Below are 20,078 nucleotides of genomic sequence, written 5' to 3' on the forward strand. Positions count from 1 at the left end.
ACCGGCGTGCGCCGGCCGGCCATGACGCGACGGCTCAGCCGACCGGCGTCGGGAAACCCCGCCCGTGCTCGGCCTCAAGGCGGAGCATGGCGTGCTCGACCACCGTCACCAGCACCTGCTTGACCGAGTCCCGGTGCCGGGCGTCGGTCATCACCAGCGGCACCTGCGGCGAGATGGCCAGCGCCTCGCGGACCTCCTCCAGCTCGTACTGGGGGGCACCGTCGAACCGGTTCAGGGCCACCACGTACGGCAGGTTGCGGTTCTCGAAGTAGTCCAGCGGGGCGAACGCGTCGGTGATCCGGCGCGTGTCCACCAGCACGGCGGCACCCACCGCACCTCGGATGATCTCGTCCCACATGAACCAGAACCGGGTCTGACCCGGTGTACCGAAGAGGTACAGGATCAGGTCCTGGGCCATGGTGATACGGCCGAAGTCCATGGCGACCGTGGTGGTCTCCTTGCCCGGCACCTTGGACGGGTCGTCGATGCCGACACCCGCCGCGGTCATCAACGCCTCTGTGGTCAGCGGTGTGATCTCGGAGATCGCCCCGACCAGTGTCGTCTTACCGACGCCGAAGCCGCCCGCGACGACGATCTTCGCGGAGACGATTCCCCGGCCCGGCCGCCCCCCAGCGGGGTCATAGCCTGCGAAGTCCACTTAGCACCCTTCCAAGCAGTTCCATCCGCTCCTCGAACCCCTCGGCGGGAGCAGCAGTGTGTAACGTCAGCAGGCTCTCGGCCACCATGTCGGCGACCAACACCCGGGCGACGCCCAGCGGCATCCGGGTGTACGCGGCGATCTCCGCCAGCGACTGTGCTCGGCCCTCACAGACCGTGGCGATTCGGTGCTTGTCATGCCCGGCGAAGCGGGACTCGGCAACCTGGGTGAGCGACGCGGTCAGGACGGCCTCCAGGGCGATGTCCTGTCGAGGTTCGGTACGACCCCGGGTGACCGCGTACGGACGCACCAGCGCGCCACGCGGGTCAACGCGCCGTTGGTCCATTCCCGATCACCTCCCCGTCCACTGTAGAGCCGGCCAGTGCCGCCTTTCATCCCTGCTTCGGCGCGCGGTTCGAGCGCCGCCTTCCGGTGCTAGGAGCGCACCGCGTCACGCGGCAGTGGCACCAGCGCGGCACCCACCCGCTCGACCAGCAGGGCCATCTCGTAGCCCACCTGGCCCACGTCGCAGCTGCGCGCGGCCAGCACGGCCATCGACGACCCGTCGCTGATCGACATCAGGAAGAGATACCCGCTGTCCATCTCGATGACTGTCTGCAACACCCCGCCCGCGCTGAACATCCGGGCTGCGCCCTCGGTCAGGCTCACCACACCGGAGGTGATCGCGGCGAGCTGATCCGCCCGGTCCCCCGGCAGGTCCCGGGAGGACGCGAGCAGCAGCCCGTCGGCGGACACCGCCACCACGTGGGCGATACCCGCCACGCTGTCGGCGAAGTTGGTGAGCAGCCAACCCATGTCCTGCATGGCAGCTGGCCTGTTCATCGGCTCTCCTTGGTCGAGGTGCTGTTCAGGTCCGTTCCGGCCGTCCGACCGCGCTGTACACCACGGTGGTAGGCCGACAGCAGACCTCGTACTTCGTCCGGGGTCCGCCGGCTGCGGTCCCGGCCGCTCTTCGGTTCGATGCCGCCCGGCACGAGCTGTTGCTGCGGCACCCGCTTGGGCAACCCGGAGCGGGTGGTCCCGGCGGGAGCCGGTTCGGCCGCCCTGCTGGCCCGGGACCAGCCCTCGTCGGCCGCCGTCCGCCAGGCGGCCGGGTCCACCGACGGCGCGCTGGGCGCGGCCGGTGCGGGCCGGGCCGCCGGGGGCGGTGTGTACGACGGGGGCGCTGCGGGCGGCTCGCCGAAGCCGCCGCCGGTCGCGGTGCCATGGCCTGCGGCACCCGGCGTGCTGGTGCCGTCGGTGTTGGAACCGCCCGGGGTACGGGTCGGCAGTTTCGGCCGGGCCGGCGCGGCGGGCGGCACGGACCCGCCACTCGGCTGAGCGCCGTTGCCCGAGCGCGGGCCGGCGTCGGCCGGAGCCGGCGGCTCGTCGAAATTGGGTCGGGTGAAGATCGCGGTGGCGTCGTCGCCGTGCGACCGGAACCAGACCGCCTCCATCTCCCGGAAGATCGGCGCCTCGGCCGGGAAGTCCGGCCTGGTGCTGACCGGCGCGGCGGATGCCGGCGGGGCAGCGGGTGCTGGGGGCGCGGCGGGCGGTGTCACCGCGCCGAGGCCGGCGACCGGCCCGACCGGCAAGCCCGGCGTCGCGCCACGCCCGTCAGCGGTGTCCGGCGTCGAGCCGCGCCGGGGCAGCGGATCGATGGTCGGGTAGGCCACGGTCGGGCTGCCCGCCGAGGCGCCCGCGCCGTTGCTGTACGCGGGCGCCGGCGGGAGCGGGGCGACGGGGGCCGGTGCCGCCGGCGCTGCCGAGCGGGTGCCGGCGTAGCCGCCCGCCTGTACCGGAGAGTTGGTGTCCCGCGAGTCCAGCGGGGACTGCCACTGGGCGGGTGCCGGTGGGCTGCTCCGCCACTGGTCGGGCAGCGTCGCCGCCGAGGTCGCGGCACCGGCGAACTGCTCGGTGTGACCGACCGGCGTGAGCGGGGTCTGCTCCACGGCCATCGGCTGACGCGGCCGGGTGAGCGCCTGGTCGCGTCCCCGGTTGCTGGGCAGCACCACCGTGGCGGCGGGCAGCGTCACCTGGGCGACGGTGCCGCCCTCGACGTTGCGGCGCAGCTCGACCCGGATGCCGTAGCGGGAGGCGAGCCGACTCACCACGGCCAGACCCATCAGCCGGAACGCGGCGACGTCGACGCTCGGCGGGGCGGCCAACCGACGGTTGAGCGAGTCGAGCTGTTCGTCGGTGAGGCCGAGCCCGCGGTCCTCGATCTGGATCAGGACGTAGTCACGGATGCGGCGACCGTCGGCGACCACTGTGGTGTTCGGTGGTGAGAACCGGGTGGCGTTGTCGAGCAGTTCGGCGACGAGGCGTACCACGTCGTTGACCGCGTGCGCGGCCACCGAGATGTCGGTGTCGACCGTCCCGAACTCGATGCGGTTGTACAGCTCGACCTCGGACTGGGCGGCGCGCAGGACGTCCACCACCAGCGCGTTGTCGTGACGCGGTGCAGCGGAGTCGGCGCCGGCCAGGACCAGCAGGTTCTCGTCGTTGCGGCGCATTCGGGTGGCCAGGTGGTCGAGCTCGAAGAGCTGCGCGAGCCGCTTCGGATCCTCCTCGCCGCGCTCGATCGCGTCCAGCTCGCCGATCATCCGGTCGACCAGGGTCTGACTACGACGTGCCAGGTTGAGGAACATCGCCGAGACGCTGGTACGCAACGCCGCCTGCTCGGCGGCGACTCGTACCGCCTCGCGGTGGACGACGTTGAAGGCCAACGCCACCTGACCGACCTCGTCGCGGGTGTTGAGCTGGATCGGGTCCCGGACCTGGCGGACGATCTCCTCCACCCCGCCGTCGCCCACGCTGCCCATGGTCTGCAGCCGCTGCACGGCGTCCGGCAGGTCGTGGTTGGCCACCGAGAGGGCGCCCTCACGCAGCCGGCGCAGCGAGTGGTTGAGCGAGCGGGCCAGCACCACGGCCAGCGACACGGCGATGATCAGGGTCAGCAGCACCAGGATCGACTCGACCACGGCCTGCCGAATGACGTCCGCGCGTGCCTCGTCGGCCTGCTGGAACAGCCGGTCCTGCAGTTGGATCTCGGCCCAGCGCATCAGGTCGTTCACGGCGCCGATGGCGGCGGTGGCGTCCTGCGCGGTGACCAGCGGGCGCTGCCCGACCGAGCGGGTGATGTCGGTGGCCACCCGGTCGGCCAGGCCGACCGCGTCACCGGAGACGGTGCTGTCGACCAGGGCACGCTGCACCGGGTCGGCGGCCAGCGAGAACGAGACCAGGGCCTCCTGTTGGCTGGTCAGCGTCGCCACGAAGGACGAGAACTGCTCCGAGTCGAGCTGGCCCGCCGTCAACGCGGTGAAGGCGACCGCCTGCTCCTCGGCGACGGAGGCCTTGGCGCGGGCGAAGGCGGCGACCGCACGGCGGCTGTCCGACAGGCTCTCGTCGCCGGGCAGCTGGGCCAGGCCGTCACCGTACGAGACCAGGTCGGTGAGGATGACCCCGTAGCGGAGCACTGCCTCGGCGACTGCCATCTGCCGGCGGTCCAGCACCTCCTGACGGGTGCCGTCCAACGTGGACAGGTGCTCGTCGATGGCGGCCAGCCGGTCACGTAGAGCCGCCGGCACCTCGCCGACGCGGCCTCGCTCGGCGCGGTACTCGTCCACCTGCTGCTGTGTCTCGCGGACCCGCAGGTTGTACGCGTCGGCCGGCTGCTGCGGCGTGGCCAGGTAGGCCGCTGCGGCCATCCGCTCGGCCTGAAGGTCCTGGGTGAGGGCGCTGACGTCGATGGAGAGGGCCGTCAGCGATCGGGCCCGGGTGGCGTCGAAGGCACCCTCGCCAACGGAGATCAGGCGGACCGTCGCCAGCGCGATCACCGCCGCCACCGGGACAACCAGGATCAGGGCCAGCTTGGACCGGATCCGGGCGTCCCGCAGTCTCGGCAACCCTCGGCGGGGACGCCGAGCGCTGTCGCCGAGCGCGGGCAGGGTCGTCGGTCCGGTGCTCACGACATCGCCTCCGTCGTTTCTTCCCCGCCTGAGCCGCCGAGCCATGCCGTAAGCGGAGGGGACCACGCGCGGCACGGCCGCGATTTCATCAGAGAAGATCGGGTTTGGGAAGCCGCAGTGAGGTAGGAAACGGTCGGACGGAGCGCATCCCGTGATCCGGGCAACTGATACCTTCATTTCCGCAAGCCCCTGAACAGGGCATGTAACTCCAGAGTGGTCACGCGTGTATGCAAAGTGAGCTTTTGCAAACATTGCGTTACCCCAGCATGTGGGATGGCCGTCCCGAAAATGCTGCCGGGGTCCGCGCTTGACCACAGCGCCGGCCATTGGCAAGGTTTTGCAGGCTTCGCGCACACCGTACGGCAGAGGAGATACCGTCCTCCACTGAGGACGGATTAGCGGCGGTGACCGGGCAGCGCCCGCGCCCGCACCTGGAGGACTGAGTTGAGCCCCATCCGCTCCGCGACCATCGCGGCGCTCGCATCGGCCGTAGTGGCCACCACGCTCACCGGCTGCCAGTTTGGCGGGGCGGAGCAGGACACGAGTCCGATCGTGATCGCTGCCGACCTCGAACTCTCCGGCGCCGCCGCCCCCGTCGGGCGGGCATACCAGCGCGCGCTGGAACTCAAGAGGGACCAGTTGAACGCTTCCGGAGCACTGAACAACCGGAAGATCGAGCTGAAGGTGAAGGACAACCGTTCCGACTCGGCCGAGTCACTTCGCAACATCGTCGACTTCAGCAGCGATTCCCAAGTCAGCGCCATCATCATGGGCGGCTGTAACGAATGCGCGGTCGGTGCGGTCGGCACCATCAACGAGAAGCGGATTCCCACCATTGCGCTCGCCGCTTCCGGCGCCATCGCCAGCCCGGTCGCCGATCGGCGCTACGTGTTCAAGCTCGGCCCCAACGCCGTGGACAGCGCCGCCGCACTCACCACCGAACTGCGTCGCAACAACATCCGCAAGGTGGGGATGCTCGTCAGCGACGACGACTACGGCCGGGAGGGCGTGACCGCCCTCAGGAGCGAGCTGGAAAAGGCCAAGATCACGCTGCGCGAGCAGAAGGTCAAGACCACCGACACCGACGTCAATCAGCAGGTCCGGCAGCTGACGTCGGGCAAGCCCGACGCGCTCGTCTTCTGGACGCCACCGGAGCAGGCGACGCTGGCGGCCACCAGCGCTTCGCAGACCACCTTCCGCGGGTCGCTGTTCTTCGACACGGGTGCGGCCGGTGACCTCTTCCTCGGCGAGGCAGCCAGGGCCACCGAGCGAGCCACGCTGATCTTCACCCAGACCATGGTGATCGACGACGTGATCGCGACGACGCCGGCCAAGGCGGCACGTCGACAGTGGTTCCAGGACTACACGGCCCGTTTCGGCGGCTACAACGGGTCGTCGTCCTTCGCCGCGGACGCCATCCAGTTGATCGCCGACGCGGAACTGCGCGCCGGCGGTGAAGTCGGCAAGGTGGACCGCGACGGCCTTCGGGACGTGCTCGAAACGTCCCAGATGGATGGCCTGTCCGGCCCGATCCGGATGACGCCGGACAACCACAGCGGCCTGATGCCACAGGCGCTCACCACGTTGGTCGCCCGTAACGGCCGCTGGCGCCTGGCGGGGTAACGCTCCCCGGCCACCGTGCATGAAGAGGGCCGGCCTCCCGCTGGGGAGGCCGGCCCTCTTTGTTCCGGATGCTGATCGTGCGGCGGGTCAGCGGCTGCTGGTGGTTTCGCGGACCCAGGGCAGCGCGATCCGTTCGCTCAGCACGAGCGCCGAGTAGAGCAGGATGCTGACCAGCGCCACCAACATGATCGCCGCCCACGCGGTGGCGGTGTCCCCCATACCGGCGTACTGCGTGATCACGTAGCCGAGGCCACTCTCGCCGGCCTGGAATTCACCGATCACCGCGCCGATCGCGGCCAGTGGCATCGCGACCTTGAGCCCGACGAAGATCTGCGGCAACGCGGCCGGGAAGCGGACCTTGCGGAACGCCTGCCAGCGGGAGGCGTTCCAGGAGCGCACCAGTTCGGCCAGGTCAGCCGGCGTGGTGGTGAGCCCGGTCGCGGTCGAGAGCACGATCGGGAAGAAGCAGAGCAGGAACACCATGGTCAGGATCGGCTTCTGACCCCAGCCGAGCGCCACCACCAACAACGGGCCCAGCGTGATCTTCGGCACCGCGTTCACCGCGACCAGCAGCGGGGTGAACATCCGCTCCACAGTGCGGGAGCTGGCCAGGGAGAGTCCGATCAGGACACCGGCCGCCGCCGACAGCACGAAACCGATCAGGATCTCCAGCAGGGTGTCCCAGGTGTGCTCCAGCATCTGGGCGGGCTTGTCGACGAACGCGGCGAGCACACCACCGGGCGGTGGCAGAGCCGCGGGGTGGACCAGCTCCAACCGGGCGATGAGCCACCACGCCGCCAAGGCGATCAGAAGGCCGGCCGCCGGCAGCAGCGCCGCCCCGGCCCCCGCCCCGAAGCCGGCACCTCGACCCGCGCGCCCCGCCTCAGGGCCGGCACCCGGGGGTGGGGATGCCGCCACCGCCGGATCCGCTGACCGGACGTCGGTCATCTTGTCCTCCTCGAAATCCCTCGGCCCCCAGGGGGGCCGACGAGCGACGGGGGTACGCCCCACCGGAGTCGGCGGAACGTACCCCCTGGTGACGACCGGACGATCAGGCCTTCGGCGCGAGGCTGAAGTCGATGATCTGCTCGGGGGTGATGTTCTGCTTCAGCGCGCCAGCGCCCTGCAGGATGGCGATGCTCTTGGCGACCCGACCGCTGTCCAGCGTGCCGATCGCGGTGCCGGTGTTGCCGGAGCGCACGTACGCGGCCATCAGCTCCAGCTCGGCGGCGGCGGCGACCGGGTTGGAGGCCTCTACGTTCTTCTTCAGGATCTCGCCGGCCTCCTTGGAGTTGGCCAGGCTGTACTCCAGGCCCTTGAGCAGCGCCCCGGTGAACTTCTTCACCATCTCGGGCTTCTCCTTGGCGATCTTGGAGGAGGTGATCAGCACGTTGCCGTAGAGGTCCTGCATCACGTTGCTGTACGGCAGCATGACGGCCTTCTTCTTGGCGACCGCCTCGATCGTCGGCTGACCGACGACGAACTGGCCGATGCCGTCCACCTGGCCGGTGGCCAGCGTGCTGATCAGGTTCTGGGCCTCACCGTTGACCCAGGTCACCTTGTTCACGTCCACACCGGCGAGCCGGGCGTACGTCGGGAACAGGTTGCGGACCACGGACCCGGGGGTGTCGGCGAGCTTCTTGCCCTCCAGGTCCTTCGGGGAGGCGATGTTCTTGCCCTCGACGGTGGCGATGCCGGCCATGGTGCGCTGCTGGATCGCGGCCACCACGGTGAAGTCCTTCGCCTGGCCGTTGCCGACCTGGAGCAGACCGCCGGTGAGGTCGATCGGGCCGAACTGGGCCTGGCCACCGACGATGGTCGAGATCACACCACCGGTGCCCTGGCCGGCCTTGATCTCGACGTCGAAGCCGGCGTCCTTGAAGAAGCCCTTCTCCTTCGCCACCCAGGCGTAGGAGTCACGGCCGAAGTTACCGAAGGAGGTGAGGTAGGTCACCTTCTCCAGCGCACCGCCGTTGCCGCCCTTGGCGTCGTCTGACGAGTCCGACCCGCTGCTGCAGGCGGAAACGAGGGCGAGAGCAGTGGCCAGCGCGGCCGTAGCGACCGTACGGGTCAGCCTTCTCATCAGTAGCACCATGTCCTTTCCTACCGGGGCCGAGGGCCGCCGGAGGGGGTTGTCGTGACGGGCCGGCGAGAGGGGTGGAAGCCGGACGCCGCCGTCGTGAGGGGACTCTTCGCGGGCACAGCGTACGAGAAACCCACAGTTGCGACGCCAGGCGTATCGGGTTGCGGAACGGAAACAACCTGACGACCACCCCGGACGGTGCGATACACAGACACGCCCGCTAGCCTTTGTCGGATTCCTGACCGTCCACTCAGCGGAGGTGCGCCGGAGATGATCCGACTGTCCGGGGTGTCCCGTACCTTCGAGGGCCGGTCTGGCCGGGTGGAGGCGCTGCGCGGCATCGACCTCGACGTCGCCGAGGGCGAGTTCGTCGCGGTGCTCGGCCGCTCCGGCTGCGGCAAGTCCACCCTGCTGCGGCTGATCGCCGGGCTGCTCCCGCTGACCGCTGGCGAGATCACCGTGGCCGGTACGCCGATCGCCCGCCCTCGCCAGGACATCGCCATGCTGTTCCAGAAGCCGGCGCTGCTGCCCTGGCGCACCGTGCTGGACAACGTCCTGCTGCCGGTGGAGATCTTCGGCTGGAGCCGCGCGAAGCACCGCGAGCGGGCCCGGCGACTGCTCGACGTGGCCGGGTTGGCCGGCTTCGAGAAGCGGCTGCCGCACGAACTCTCCGGCGGCATGCAGCAGCGGGTCTCGCTGTGCCGGTCGCTGATCGGTGAGCCTCGGGTGATGCTGATGGACGAGCCGTTCTCCGCGCTGGACGCGCTCACCCGCGAGGAACTCTCCGGCGAACTCCAGCGGGTGCACATGGAGAACAAGCCGACCATCGTCTTCGTCACCCACTCCATCGACGAGGCGGTGCTGCTCGCCGACCGGGTGGTCGTGCTGAGCCCCCGCCCCGGCCGGATCCGCAAGGTGCTCGACGTCGACATCCCCCGGCCCCGCACCCTGGGCCGCAACGCCCACCTGGCCGATGTCGCGCGAGTCAGCGCCGACCTGCACGAGCTGTTGATGGAACGCGACGAACCGGCCACGGCCGGCACGGAAGGACGATGAGCATGCGGGTGTCGGTCTTCACCGAACCCCACCGGGGCGCCACCTACGACACCCAGCTCCGGTTCGCGCGGCTGGTCGAGGCCTGCGGCTACGAGGGGTTCCTCCGCGCCGACCACTACCAGTCGATGGGCGCCGACCCGGGCCTCCCCGGCCCCACGGACGCCTGGCTGACCCTCGCCGCGCTGGCCCGGGAGACCGAGCGGATCCGGCTCGGCACCCTGGTGACGTCGGCCACCTTCCGCCTGCCCGGCCCGCTCGCGATGATGGTCGCGCAGGTCGACCAGATGAGCGGCGGCCGGGTCGACCTGGGCATCGGCGCCGGCTGGTACGAGCGCGAGCACACCTCGTACGGCATCCCGTTCCCGCCGGTAAGCGAGCGCTTCGACCGGCTGGCCGAGCAGCTTGAGGTCATCACCGGGCTGTGGGGCACCCCGTCCGGCGAGACCTACAGCTTCACCGGCGACCACTACCGGCTCGTGGACGCACCCGCCCTGCCCAAGCCGGTGCAGGTGCCCGGGCCCCCGATCATCGTGGGCGGTCGCGGCCCGAAGCGCACCCCCGAGCTGGCCGCCCGGTACGCCGACGAGTTCAACATGCCGTTCAAGTCCGTGGCGGACACCGCCAGGGCGTACGACCGGGTGCTTGAGGCATGCGAGCGCACCGGGCGGGCGGAGTCCGGGCGCGACCCGCTGGTGCTCTCCGCCGGGATCGTCGTGGCCATCGGCCGGACCGACGCGGAGGCCCAGCGGCGGGCCGCACCCCTGCACGAGAAGAGCGCGCTGCCGCCGGAGGACCCGGTGGTCGGCTCACCCGACCAGCTCGCGCAGCGGATCGGCGAGTTCGCCGCGGCCGGCGCCACCCGGGTCCACCTGCGTCTGATCGACTTCAATGACCTCGACCACCTCGAACTGATCGCCGCCGAGGTGCTCCCCCAACTGGACGGAGAACGATGACCGACGTGATCGACGGAACCGAACTCGGGCCGGTGGGCCAGGAGATCGTGTACGAGAACGACCGGGTCCGGGTCTGGCACATCCGCCTCGAACCAGGCGAGCGGCAGCCGCTGCACCGGCATGACCACCCCTACCTGGTGGTGGCGATCGAGGGCGCGAAGAACGTCGTACAGACGATCGACGGCACCCGGATCGACGCCGACGAGCCCACCGGCGGCGTGGTCTACCGGGATCCGGGCGCGGTACATATGCTCACCAATGTCGGAGACACGACTTACCTGGCTCGGCTGGTCGAACTCAAGTAGACCCGCCGAGCGCGGGCCTGCGCGCCGCGCGGCGTGCCGGTGGCGATTCGGTGTACCGGGTGCGTAACGTGCCCGACATGGCCTTTCGGACCTGGGGCAGACTGCTGCTCACGGCGCTCGGGGTGAGCGTGCTGGCCGGAGCCGGCCAGCTCGGCGTCGCGTACGGTTTCGGCATCGTCCGGCTGACCGGCGCCTTCACCGGTACGACCGTCAACCAGTGGCCGACCCAGCTTGTCTGGGTTGGCTGGTTCGCCGCGAACGCCGCCGTCGTCGGTGCCGTCCTGACCGGACGCCTCGCTCGCCGCGACGCACCGGCGGTCAGCACCGGCCGGCAGTTGGCGATCGGCGGCGCGGCGGCGCTCGGTGCCACCGTCATCGCTCCGCTCTGCATGCAGCCCGCCCGCGCCGCCGAGTTGATCTCCGTCGACCCGGTGTGGGCGGTGGGCATCTGCGCCGTACTCGGCGCGGTCATCGGGGCGGGTGCGGCGATCGCCGTCCTGCTCCGGCCCGAGCTGGGCTGGAACATGGCCGCGGTGGCCGGCGCGGTCTGGCTGCTGGCGCTGATCTCGGTCCTTCCGTCGCTCGGCACGACCGGCCCGCTGCCGACCGTGCGGCTCGGCGTCCTGGAGCCGAGCTGGCTGGCCGACGACGCCGCGCAACGGCTGTCGCTGCTCCTGCTGCCCATCGTGGCGCTGCTGGCCGGCGCGGCGACCGCCGGGCTGGCTCGCCGGCAGGGCCAGGCACCCCTGATCAGCGGGGCCACCGGGGTCGCCGGTCCGGTGCTGGTGGCATTCGCGTACCTGACCGCCGGCCCGGGTGACGCCGTGGACCGCTACCAGGCCACTCCCTACTACGGCTCGTTGATCGCGATCCTCGCCGGTGCGCTCGGCGCGGCGGCCGCAGCGCTGCTGCGCTGGCCGACCGGCGCTCGCAGCGCGGATCCGCAGGCGATCGAGCCGTCCGACATCCTGCGCCCACTGCCCGCCGGCCCGGCCCTGCCGGGCGCCGCGTCGGCGAACTCGACGAACGACCCGGACACCACCGAACGCACCGACGCGCAACCGACCTCCGCCGCCAAGCCGGCCGGTGGTGTCGTCGCAGGTCCGTGGGCGGCAACCGGCTCCGATGGCGTACGCACCGCCCCGGCTCACTGGGACTGGCCGGCGTCCACCACGGGCGGCCAGGATGGTCCGACCCCCGCCGTTCCGGCGAAACCCGCAGCCTGGCTGACCGATCCGACCGGCGAGTTCACCGCCGGAGCGCAGACGCGCCGGTCGATCCCGGACGATGTCACCTCCCCGGCCGAGGCCGAGCGCTCAGCCGCGACCAGCGTCAGCAGCCCCACCGACGCCACTCCGGCCAGCGCCAAGGACGGCCGCGCCGATGCCGCCACCCCGACAGTCGGCCCTGCCAGCGCCCCGGCCGACGGCGCAACAAACACGCTCACGACGGCCACGGGCGCGACCAGTGCGGGAACGGCCAGTGCGCGCACGACCAGCACGGGCACGACCGCCACCGAAGCGGCCAGCGCAGGCGCAGCCGACGCCGGTACGGGCGATGCGGCGGTGCCGATCAAGCCGCGCAGGGTCCGTAAGCCGAAGGTCAGTCCGGGTGTCACCATCTCTGACCCGGTCGATGACACCGCGCCATCCGAGCCGGAGATCATCGACGAGGCGACCACCGGCCGCACCAGGAAGGTCACCCGGTCGGGCAGGTCCGCCGACAGCACCGGTTCTGACACGACCACCGCGACTCCCGTTCCGAGCAAGCAGAGCCAGGGCACCGACGCCGCCCCGACCACCGAAACCGCCCCGACCACCGCAACCGGCGCGATCATCGCAGCCGGCGCGACGGCAGCGGTCCCGACCACCACAGGCGACGCGACAGCAGCCGCCCCGACCGCCGTAACCGGTTCGACGGGGGCACCTGCCGGCGTCGAGGCCGAGGCGGTCAACCCACCCGGCACCCGGGCCGCCACCGCCAGGACGGAAGCAGCCGGACCGAAGGTGGAAGCAGCCCGGCCTTCCCGCGTCCCGGCCGAGGCGCCAACGCCGAAGGCGGAAGGATCCAGCCCGAAGGCGGAAGTAGCCGACCCGAAGGCGGAAGCTACCAAGCCTCCCCGCGCCCCGGCCGCCGCGAGCAGCGCAGAGGCGGGGGCAGCCGACCTGCCGCGCAGCGAGGCCACCGCAACCAGCTCGAAGGCCGACGCGGCCAACCCGCCGCGCACCCCGGCCACCGCAACCAGCCCGGAGGCCAGGACGGCCGACCTGACCAGCGCATCCGCAACCGAGCGGGCTGGCGGAGCCGACGACGGGCCGGCCGCCACCGAGGACGGTCCCGGCACCGGGTTGTTCGGGAGCACGGCCGCCGGTGACCCGGACGCCGACCGGTGGACGCCAGCACCTTCGGCCTGGCCGGTCAGCGCGGCCTGGACGGTGCCGCCGCAGACCTCCGCCCCGGGGCCAGCGACCTCGGAGACGCCGACCGGGTCGGACAAGGCGACCGGGTCGGACAAGGCGACCGGGCCGACGCCGAGGCCCCGGCACCGGGCGCCGTTGCCGGACCTCAGCCGGGCCAGCACCTGGAACGCCTTCGACACCACCCAGCGCGCCGGACAGACGGAGGCAGCGGACAGTTCGGCGGATCGGACGACGCCGACCAGCCCGGCTGCGGCCGGCGAGACAGCCGCCCGCCCTGGAAGCCCGAGCCGGCCGGACGCGCCGGTCGTGCCGGGTACGGCTGGCACGCCCTCCGACGCCGCGACCGGCACCGGCACCGGCACCGACGAGTCGGCGAGCACCGACGCCACACCGGCCGCGTCGAAGTCGGGCAAGGTTGCCGAGCAGCCTTCCCGCCGAGGACGGCTCGGTGGCCTCTTCCGCCGCAACCGGTCCCGGGCCGACGAGGAGAGCCAGGAGGCGGCAAACGACGTGAAGCCGCTGCCTGCCCAGGACGAGGAGTTCGTCGACTGGGTCGCCGGGCTGAGCAAGCCGGTGTCGGACAACGAGCCGGAGCAGGACAACCGTCGCCGGTCGCTGCGCTCCACCGGTCGGCACCACCGCGAGTGACCCCACCCGCGGGCACGTCGGAACGCCGATCGGCCTGCCTACCTGCTTGATCGACTCGGGTTTACTGATGGCGGCCTGTCCCACCGGCCCGGACACCGCGACATCAGTGAACCCGAGTGGATCACCCCGACCTGGTCACTTAAAGTGCGCACCGCGCAGGGTCAGGCCAGCGGCAGGTACACCCGGCCGCCGCCGGAGACGAACTCCTCCGACTTGTCCTTCATGCCGCGGGCCGCGTACTCCTTCAGCTCCTGGGTGATCTTCATGGAGCAGAACTTCGGGCCGCACATCGAGCAGAAGTGCGCCGTCTTCGCCGGCTCGGCGGGCAGGGTCGCGTCGTGGTACGACCGGGCGGTCTCCGGGTCCAGCGAGAGGTTGAACTGGTCCTCCCAGCGGAACTCGAACCGCGCCTTCGACAGCGCGTCGTCCCACTCCTGCGCGCCAGGGTGACCCTTGGCCAGGTCGGCCGCGTGGGCGGCGATCTTGTACGCGATCACGCCCGCCTTCACGTCGTCCCGGTCCGGCAGGCCGAGGTGCTCCTTCGGAGTCACGTAGCAGAGCATCGCGGTGCCGAACATGCCGATCATCGCGGCGCCGATCGCCGAGGTGATGTGGTCGTACGCCGGCGCGATGTCGGTGGTCAACGGACCGAGCGTGTAGAAGGGCGCCTCGTGGCACCATTCCTGCTGGAGGTCCACGTTCTCCTTGATCTTGTGCATCGGCACGTGGCCGGGGCCCTCGATCATCACCTGGACGTCGTACTCCCAGGCGACAGTCGTCAGCTCGCCGAGGGTGCGCAGCTCGGCGAACTGCGCCTCGTCGTTGGCGTCCGCGATCGAGCCGGGGCGCAGCCCGTCCCCGAGGGAGAACGTCACGTCGTACTTGGCGAGCAGCGCGCACAGCTCCGCGAAGTTGGTGTAGAGGAAGTTCTCCTCGTGGTGCGCCAGGCACCACGCCGCCATGATCGAGCCGCCCCGGGAGACGATCCCGGTGACCCGGTCCACGGCCAGCGGCACGTACGGCAGCAGCGCCCCGGCGTGCACCGTCATGTAGTCCACGCCCTGCTCGGCCTGCTCGATCACGGTGTCCCGGAACACCTCCCAGCTCAGCTTCACCGGGTCACCGCCGACCTTCTCCAACGCCTGGTAGATCGGCACCGTCCCGATCGGCACCGGGGAGTTCCGCACGATCGCCTCGCGGGTCTCGTGGATCCGCTTGCCGGTGGACAGGTCCATCACGGTGTCCGCACCCCAGCGGGTGGCCCAGGTGAGCTTCTCCACCTCCTCGGCGACCGAGGAGCTGACCGCCGAGGTGCCGATGTTGGCGTTCACCTTGACCAGGAACGCCTTACCGATGATCGCCGGCTCACACTCCGGATGGTTCACGTTGAGCGGCAGCACCGCACGGCCGGCGGCGATCTCGGCCCGTACGAGTTCCGGGTCGACGTTCTCCCGGATCGCCACGAACTCCATCTCCGGCGTCACCACACCGGCCCGCGCGTACGCGAGTTGGGTGGGCCGGCGACCGTCGACCCCGGCGAGTGGCGTGCCCGCACCCCGTACCGGCGCCACGTCACCACGCTCGGCGATCCACGGTCCCCGCAGCGGCGGCAACCCGACCTCCGGGTCCGACCCGGGGCCGGACGTGTCGTAGAGCCGCACCGGCGGAAGATCCCCGGTCAACCCCACCTCGGCGAACGGCACCCGGACGTCCGGCCGCGAACCCTCGACGTACACCTTGCCTCGTGCGTGCATGACAGCCTCCCTGGTGATCAAGCGGACCAGCCGAAGTGGTTTAGCGGTCCGCGCCCCGCGCCCAGCTCCCAACCCCGCGCGCCGGTCAGCGCCCGGAGCACGTACTCCTTGGCGGCCCCCACCGCCGCCGGCACCGGATCGCCCAGCGCGAGCCGCACGGCGATCGCCGCCGAGAACGAGCACCCGGTCCCGTGGGTGTGCCGGGTCGTCACCCGGGGGGCGCGCAGCAGCGTGGTGACACCGCCGCCGTGCAGCACGTCGACCGCCTCGCCGCCGTCCAGATCACCCCCGGTGACCACGACGTGGTTTGGGCCGCCGGCCGCGAGCGCCTCGGCGGCCACGACCATCCCGGCCACGTCGTCCACCGGGCGTCCGGTGATGGCCGCGGCCTCCGCGCAGTTCGGCGTCGCCACAGTGGCGTACGGGAGCAGCCGCTCCACCGCGCCCACCACGCCGAGCCGGTGGCCGCTCGTGGCGACGAGCACCGGGTCGACGACGAGCTGGGGCAGCCGGCCGGCACGTGCGGCCTCCGCCACCACGTCGGCGACCGCCGGGGTGCCGAGCATCCCCGTCTTGACCGCCGAGACGGTGAAGTCGGCGAGCACGCTGTCCAACTGCTCGGTGACCGTGCGCGGAGGCAACGGCAGGACGGCGTCGACGCCTCGGGTGTTCTGTGCGGTGACCGCCGTGATGACGCTGGTGCCGTACGCGCCCAGCGCGGCGAAGACCTTCAGGTCGGCCTGGATGCCCGCGCCGCCGCCGGAGTCTGAGCCGGCGATGGTGAGGATTGTGCTGGGGGTCACTTCTCCTCCTTGGTTGCGGTTTGGGGCTGCGGCCGACCGTGCCCACTCCGGGCGGTCAGGCTTGATCCCTGCGTGGGCACGGTCGGCCGCAGCCCTGACGTGGAGACCTGGGTGACCCCGCGCCGGGTTTGGGTCAGCACAGGGGTGACCGCCTCGACATAAGCGCTGGTCAGGGTGGCGGCTGTTTCGGCCGGGTTCGCGGATCGCATGAGTGCGCCCAGTACGGCTACTCCGGTGGCTCCCGCCTCGACGCAGGCGGTTACCTGTTCTGGGGTTTCCACTCCGCCCAGCGCCAGGATCGGCGCGTTGCTGATCCTGACCAGCTTTCGCAGGCCGGCCGGTCCTAGGGGTGGGCCGTAGCCCGGTTTTGTCTTTGTGGGCCAGATCGGGGAGACGGTTGCGTAGTGCTCGGTGGTCAGGCGGTTCAGCTCGGTTTCGTCGTGGCAGGAGCGGCCGACCAGGCTGTGGGTCGGCGGCGGGTACGGGCCGGCGGCGGGCAGGTGCACGGCGTCGCCGCCGAGCGGGTCGGGGCCGGCCACGACGAGGGTCCCGCCGACGTTGGCGAGGATCGCCCGCAGGTCGACGGCGAGCGCCGCGCGCTCGGCGCGGGGCAGGTCCTTCTCCCGCAGCACCACCCAGCGCACTCCCCCGGCCACGGCTCCCGCCACGACCCGGTCGAGCCCGCCCCGCGCGACGAGCCGGTCGGTCAACAGGACAACACCGGACGGCGGGGTCACAGGTCGGGTCTTCCCTCGTCGGGTGTGGACGGCAGCGCGTGGAAGCGTCGGGTGATCCGGCCGGCGCCTGCCGCCAGCCGGCCCGCCTCGACCGCGTACCGCATCGCGGTCGCCATCGCCACCGGGTCCTCGGCCCGGGTCACCGCGCTGGCCAGCAGCACCGCGTCGCAGCCCAACTCCATGGCCAGGGCGGCGTCGGAAGCGGTGCCGATGCCCGCGTCGAGGATCACCGGCACGTCCACCCCCTGCCGGATGAGCCGGATGTGGTGGGGGTTGCCGATGCCGAGCCCCGAACCGATCGGGGAACCGGCCGGCATCACCGCGGCACAGCCCACGTCGGCGAGCCGGCGGGCGAGCACCGGGTCGTCGCTGGTGTACGGCAGCACGGTGAAGCCGTCGGCCACCAGTTCCTCGGCGGCGCGGAGCAGTTCCACCCCGTCGGGCAGCAGCGTCCGCTCGTCGCCGATCACCTCCAGCTTGACCCAGTCGGTGTCGAACGCGTCCCGGGCCAGCCGGGCCACCTTCACCGCCTCGGTCGCGGTGTGGCAGCCGGCGGTGTTCGGCAACAGCCGTACCCCGCACCGGTCCAGCAGCTCCAGCAGCCCACCGGTGGAGCCCGGCGCGGTGCCCACCCGGCGCAGCGCCAGCGTGACCAGCTCGGTGCCGGACGCCCGGATCGCCTGTTCCAGCACGTGCAGGTTCGCGGCACCGCCGGTGCCGAGGATCAACCGCGAGGTGAACGTCTCCCCACCCAGCTCGAACGTCACGCCGCTCACCCGCCCTGCGCCGCGGTGAGCACCTCGACCCGGTCGCCGTCGCGCAGCACAGTGGCCGGCCAGCCGGCCCGGGGTACGACCTCGCCGTTCACCGCGACAGCCACCCCCCGCTGTTCGGGCACGATGTCGCGCACCAGGTCGGCCACCGACGCGCCACCGGGGACGCTGCGTCCGGCCCCGTTCACCGTCAACTCCACCGGTCCCCCTCCATCGTCGGTTCAGGTCCGCCCGTCGCGGCCGGCGTGCGATCGGCCGAGCCGACACGGAACCGTTCGGGTCCGAACGGCGCGAGCAGCGGGTCGGGCACGCCGTCGAGCACCAGCTCGGTGATCAGGTCGGCGGTGATCGGGGTGAGCACGATGCCGTGCCGGTGGTGCCCGGTGGCGGCCAGCACGTCCGGCCGGTCGGGCAACGGCCCGAGGATCGGCGCGTTGTCCGGCGTGCCGGGGCGCAGCCCGGCGACCGCCTCGACCAGGTCGTACTCGGCCAGCTCGGGCAGCAGGTCGACTCCGGCGCGGAGCAGGCGCTGCACCGCACCGGCGGTGACGGTGGTGTCGGCCCGTTCCTCGACCGTCGCGCCGAGCACGACCTCGCCGTCGGCGCGGGGCACCAGGTAGACGGGTTCGCCGTCGGCGTACCCCCGGATCACGCGCCGGAAGCCCGGCGCGACGCCGTCGGGCGCGCGGAGCCGGAGGATCTGGCCCTTCACCGGCCGGACGGGCAGGCCGGTGAGGGCGGCGGCCCCGCAGCCGGCGGCGACCACGGTGACTGTCGCTTCCACATCGGAGAGGTGCGCGACCGCCTGCGGCACCAGCACCGCGCCGGCCCGCTGGGCGGCCGTGCGCAGCGCCGGCACCAGTCGCCGGGGGTCGACCTGGTGGTCGGTGGGCGCGAGCGCGCCGCCGCGCAGCCGTGGTGCGAGCGCCGGCTCGCGGTCGCGCAGCTCGCTGGGGCGCAGTGGGGTCACCGGCAGGCCCAACCCCTGCTGGTACGCCCAGAGCCGGCGCGCCTCGGCCAGGTCGTCGCCGGTCAGCCCGACCATCAGGGTGCCCTCGGTCCGGTAGCCGATCGCGGTGCCGCTCGCCGCGGTCAGCTCGGCGGCGAACGCCGGCCAGCGGGCGGCCGACGCCAGCAGCAGCCCGGTCAGCTGTCGCTCACCGAAGTACGCCTCGGCGACCGGCGAGAGCATGCCGGCGGCCACCGCCGACGCCCCCGAGCCGGGCGCCGGATCATGCACCACCACGCGCAGCCCTCGGGCGGCGCAGCGCCAGGCGATCGCCAGCCCGATCGGCCCCGCCCCGACCACCGCGACGTCCGGCCGAGCCCGGTCGCTCGATCGTGCTGACTCCGACCGGCCGGTCAGCACGTCAGTGCCTCGATCAGCTCGGCGGTCGCCCGCGCCGGGTCGGCGGCAGCGGAGACCGCCCCGACGACCGCCACCCCGTACGCCCCGGCGGCCCGCAGCTCCGGGACCCGCTCGGCGGTCACGCCACCGATCGCGATGACCGGCACGTCGACGGCGTCGACGACGGCACGTACGCCCGCGGGCCCGATGGGATCCGGCAGGCCGGACTTGGTGCTGGTGGTGTGGCACGGCCCGACGCCCAGGTAGCTGGCTCCCGCCGCGACCGCCGCGGTCGCTGTTCCCGGCGCGCGGGCGGTGGCGCCCAGCACGCCGGCCGGGCCGAGCACCCGACGGGCGGCGGCGACCGGCAGGTCGTCGGCCCCGACGTGCCCACCGGCGGCACCGACCGCCAGCGCCACGTGCAACCGGTCGTTGACCAGGCAGGTCGCCCCGTACGGCACGCAGAGCGCCAGCACCCGCTGGGCCAGCTCGTACGCCTCGCGGTCGGTGGCGGAATCCTCGACCCGGACCTGCACCACCAGGTCGGCTCGGGCCACCGCGAGGGCGGCCCGGACCACGGTGAGCGGGTCTCGCCCGGGTCGGGTGTCGGTGATCAGATGCAGTCGCCCCAGGGACGGCACGGCAACGCTCCTCCCTGCGCCGGCATTATCCGGATCAGGTTCGACGGTCGGGGGCTGTCAGCCCCCCTCTCAGCCCGGTACACCGGGCTCCCGTGGGTTACTTGCGTGTCACCGTACGACAGATCCGCCGGTCTGCCAAGGCGGGTGTCGACGGGTCGAGAAGGCGGATTAGGTGGGGCGCTTCATCCCGGTCCTATTCGGAATGTCGCCCCCCGTTGCAGAACCGTTACCTGCCGGCATCTTGCCGGACATTGAGCCAGCCGAATTAATTTGTTCAGCGATTCGACAAAATGTTGGCGGGGGCA

Annotated in this window: 18 protein-coding genes and 1 riboswitch; of the genes, 5 read left to right on the forward strand and 13 right to left on the reverse strand. The window is 71.9% G+C overall.

All coding sequences use genetic code 11. The features are described 5' to 3' along the window. Positions 1 to 34: 34 nt before the first annotated feature. The 4 genes from HNR22_RS15620 to HNR22_RS15635 all read right to left on the reverse strand — a co-directional run bounded on the left by HNR22_RS15620 (position 35) and on the right by HNR22_RS15635 (position 4,629). Positions 35 to 658, reverse strand: coding sequence for an ATP/GTP-binding protein (locus tag HNR22_RS15620; protein WP_179781004.1), 624 nt, complete (start codon positions 656 to 658; stop codon positions 35 to 37). After that, positions 639 to 1,004 carry a DUF742 domain-containing protein gene (locus HNR22_RS15625; RefSeq protein ID WP_088950207.1) on the reverse strand — a complete coding sequence of 122 codons (366 nt, stop codon included), beginning with the start codon at positions 1,002 to 1,004 and terminating at the stop codon, positions 639 to 641. Before HNR22_RS15625 ends, HNR22_RS15620 begins: the two co-directional genes overlap by 20 nt. A gap of 89 nt (positions 1,005 to 1,093) precedes the next feature. Beyond that, on the reverse strand, positions 1,094 to 1,501 hold the full coding sequence (locus tag HNR22_RS15630; RefSeq protein WP_007465177.1) for a roadblock/LC7 domain-containing protein: 408 nt from the start codon (positions 1,499 to 1,501) through the stop codon (positions 1,094 to 1,096). Next, on the reverse strand, positions 1,498 to 4,629 hold the full coding sequence (locus HNR22_RS15635) for a nitrate- and nitrite sensing domain-containing protein (RefSeq protein ID WP_179781005.1): 3,132 nt from the start codon (positions 4,627 to 4,629) through the stop codon (positions 1,498 to 1,500). The genes HNR22_RS15630 and HNR22_RS15635 overlap by 4 nt, the downstream gene beginning before the upstream one ends. A 444-nt stretch (positions 4,630 to 5,073) precedes the next feature. Here HNR22_RS15635 and HNR22_RS15640 point away from each other — a divergent pair, with 444 nt between their 5' ends. Further along, entirely contained in the window at positions 5,074 to 6,252 is a 1,179-nt protein-coding gene (locus HNR22_RS15640; protein WP_179781006.1) for an ABC transporter substrate-binding protein, read from the forward strand. 87 nt (positions 6,253 to 6,339) lie between these two features. Here the strand turns inward: HNR22_RS15640 and HNR22_RS15645 are convergent, their stop codons facing one another. Beyond that, a complete protein-coding gene (locus HNR22_RS15645; protein WP_179781007.1) occupies positions 6,340 to 7,200 on the reverse strand; it encodes an ABC transporter permease in 861 nt (286 codons plus the stop codon). A gap of 103 nt (positions 7,201 to 7,303) precedes the next feature. Beyond that, positions 7,304 to 8,335: an ABC transporter substrate-binding protein gene (locus HNR22_RS15650; RefSeq protein WP_179781008.1), complete on the reverse strand. Its 1,032-nt coding sequence runs from the start codon at positions 8,333 to 8,335 to the stop codon at positions 7,304 to 7,306. A 270-nt stretch (positions 8,336 to 8,605) separates the two neighbouring features. On the opposite strand from HNR22_RS15650, the gene HNR22_RS15655 reads away from it, so the two are divergent. The 4 genes from HNR22_RS15655 to HNR22_RS15670 all read left to right on the forward strand — a co-directional run bounded on the left by HNR22_RS15655 (position 8,606) and on the right by HNR22_RS15670 (position 13,717). After that, on the forward strand, positions 8,606 to 9,391 hold the full coding sequence (locus HNR22_RS15655) for an ABC transporter ATP-binding protein (protein WP_179781009.1): 786 nt from the start codon (positions 8,606 to 8,608) through the stop codon (positions 9,389 to 9,391). Positions 9,392 to 9,393: 2 nt separating this feature from the next. Further along, a complete protein-coding gene (locus tag HNR22_RS15660) occupies positions 9,394 to 10,344 on the forward strand; it encodes an LLM class F420-dependent oxidoreductase (RefSeq protein WP_179783571.1) in 951 nt (316 codons plus the stop codon). Further along, on the forward strand, positions 10,341 to 10,649 hold the full coding sequence (locus HNR22_RS15665) for a cupin domain-containing protein (RefSeq protein WP_007465195.1): 309 nt from the start codon (positions 10,341 to 10,343) through the stop codon (positions 10,647 to 10,649). The genes HNR22_RS15660 and HNR22_RS15665 overlap by 4 nt, the downstream gene beginning before the upstream one ends. A gap of 77 nt (positions 10,650 to 10,726) precedes the next feature. After that, complete coding sequence (locus HNR22_RS15670; protein WP_179781010.1) at positions 10,727 to 13,717, forward strand: hypothetical protein; 2,991 nt, start codon at positions 10,727 to 10,729, stop codon at positions 13,715 to 13,717. Between the two features lie 161 nt (positions 13,718 to 13,878). Here the strand turns inward: HNR22_RS15670 and thiC are convergent, their stop codons facing one another. The 7 genes from thiC to thiE all read right to left on the reverse strand — a co-directional run bounded on the left by thiC (position 13,879) and on the right by thiE (position 19,773). Further along, positions 13,879 to 15,471, reverse strand: a complete 1,593-nt coding sequence (thiC, locus tag HNR22_RS15675; RefSeq protein WP_179781011.1) for a phosphomethylpyrimidine synthase ThiC — start codon at positions 15,469 to 15,471, stop codon at positions 13,879 to 13,881. A 17-nt stretch (positions 15,472 to 15,488) separates the two neighbouring features. Next, positions 15,489 to 16,274 carry a bifunctional hydroxymethylpyrimidine kinase/phosphomethylpyrimidine kinase gene (gene thiD / locus HNR22_RS15680; RefSeq protein ID WP_179781012.1) on the reverse strand — a complete coding sequence of 262 codons (786 nt, stop codon included), beginning with the start codon at positions 16,272 to 16,274 and terminating at the stop codon, positions 15,489 to 15,491. After that, positions 16,271 to 17,011, reverse strand: a complete 741-nt coding sequence (locus HNR22_RS15685; protein WP_179781013.1) for a thiamine phosphate synthase — start codon at positions 17,009 to 17,011, stop codon at positions 16,271 to 16,273. Before HNR22_RS15685 ends, thiD begins: the two co-directional genes overlap by 4 nt. Next, entirely contained in the window at positions 17,008 to 17,787 is a 780-nt protein-coding gene (locus tag HNR22_RS15690) for a thiazole synthase (protein WP_179781014.1), read from the reverse strand. Before HNR22_RS15690 ends, HNR22_RS15685 begins: the two co-directional genes overlap by 4 nt. Then, a complete protein-coding gene (thiS, locus tag HNR22_RS15695) occupies positions 17,784 to 17,984 on the reverse strand; it encodes a sulfur carrier protein ThiS (protein WP_179781015.1) in 201 nt (66 codons plus the stop codon). Before thiS ends, HNR22_RS15690 begins: the two co-directional genes overlap by 4 nt. Continuing rightward, a complete protein-coding gene (gene thiO, locus HNR22_RS15700) occupies positions 17,975 to 19,153 on the reverse strand; it encodes a glycine oxidase ThiO (RefSeq protein ID WP_179781016.1) in 1,179 nt (392 codons plus the stop codon). The genes thiS and thiO overlap by 10 nt, the downstream gene beginning before the upstream one ends. Then, positions 19,147 to 19,773 (reverse strand): thiamine phosphate synthase, encoded by a 627-nt coding sequence (gene thiE, locus HNR22_RS15705; RefSeq protein ID WP_179781017.1) that lies wholly within the window; start codon positions 19,771 to 19,773, stop codon positions 19,147 to 19,149. Before thiE ends, thiO begins: the two co-directional genes overlap by 7 nt. Next, positions 19,768 to 19,877, reverse strand: a riboswitch (TPP riboswitch). It overlaps the preceding gene by 6 nt. Positions 19,878 to 20,078 lie beyond the last annotated feature (201 nt).

Source organism: Micromonospora jinlongensis, from assembly GCF_013410645.1.
Taxonomy (GTDB): domain Bacteria; phylum Actinomycetota; class Actinomycetes; order Mycobacteriales; family Micromonosporaceae; genus Micromonospora; species Micromonospora zamorensis.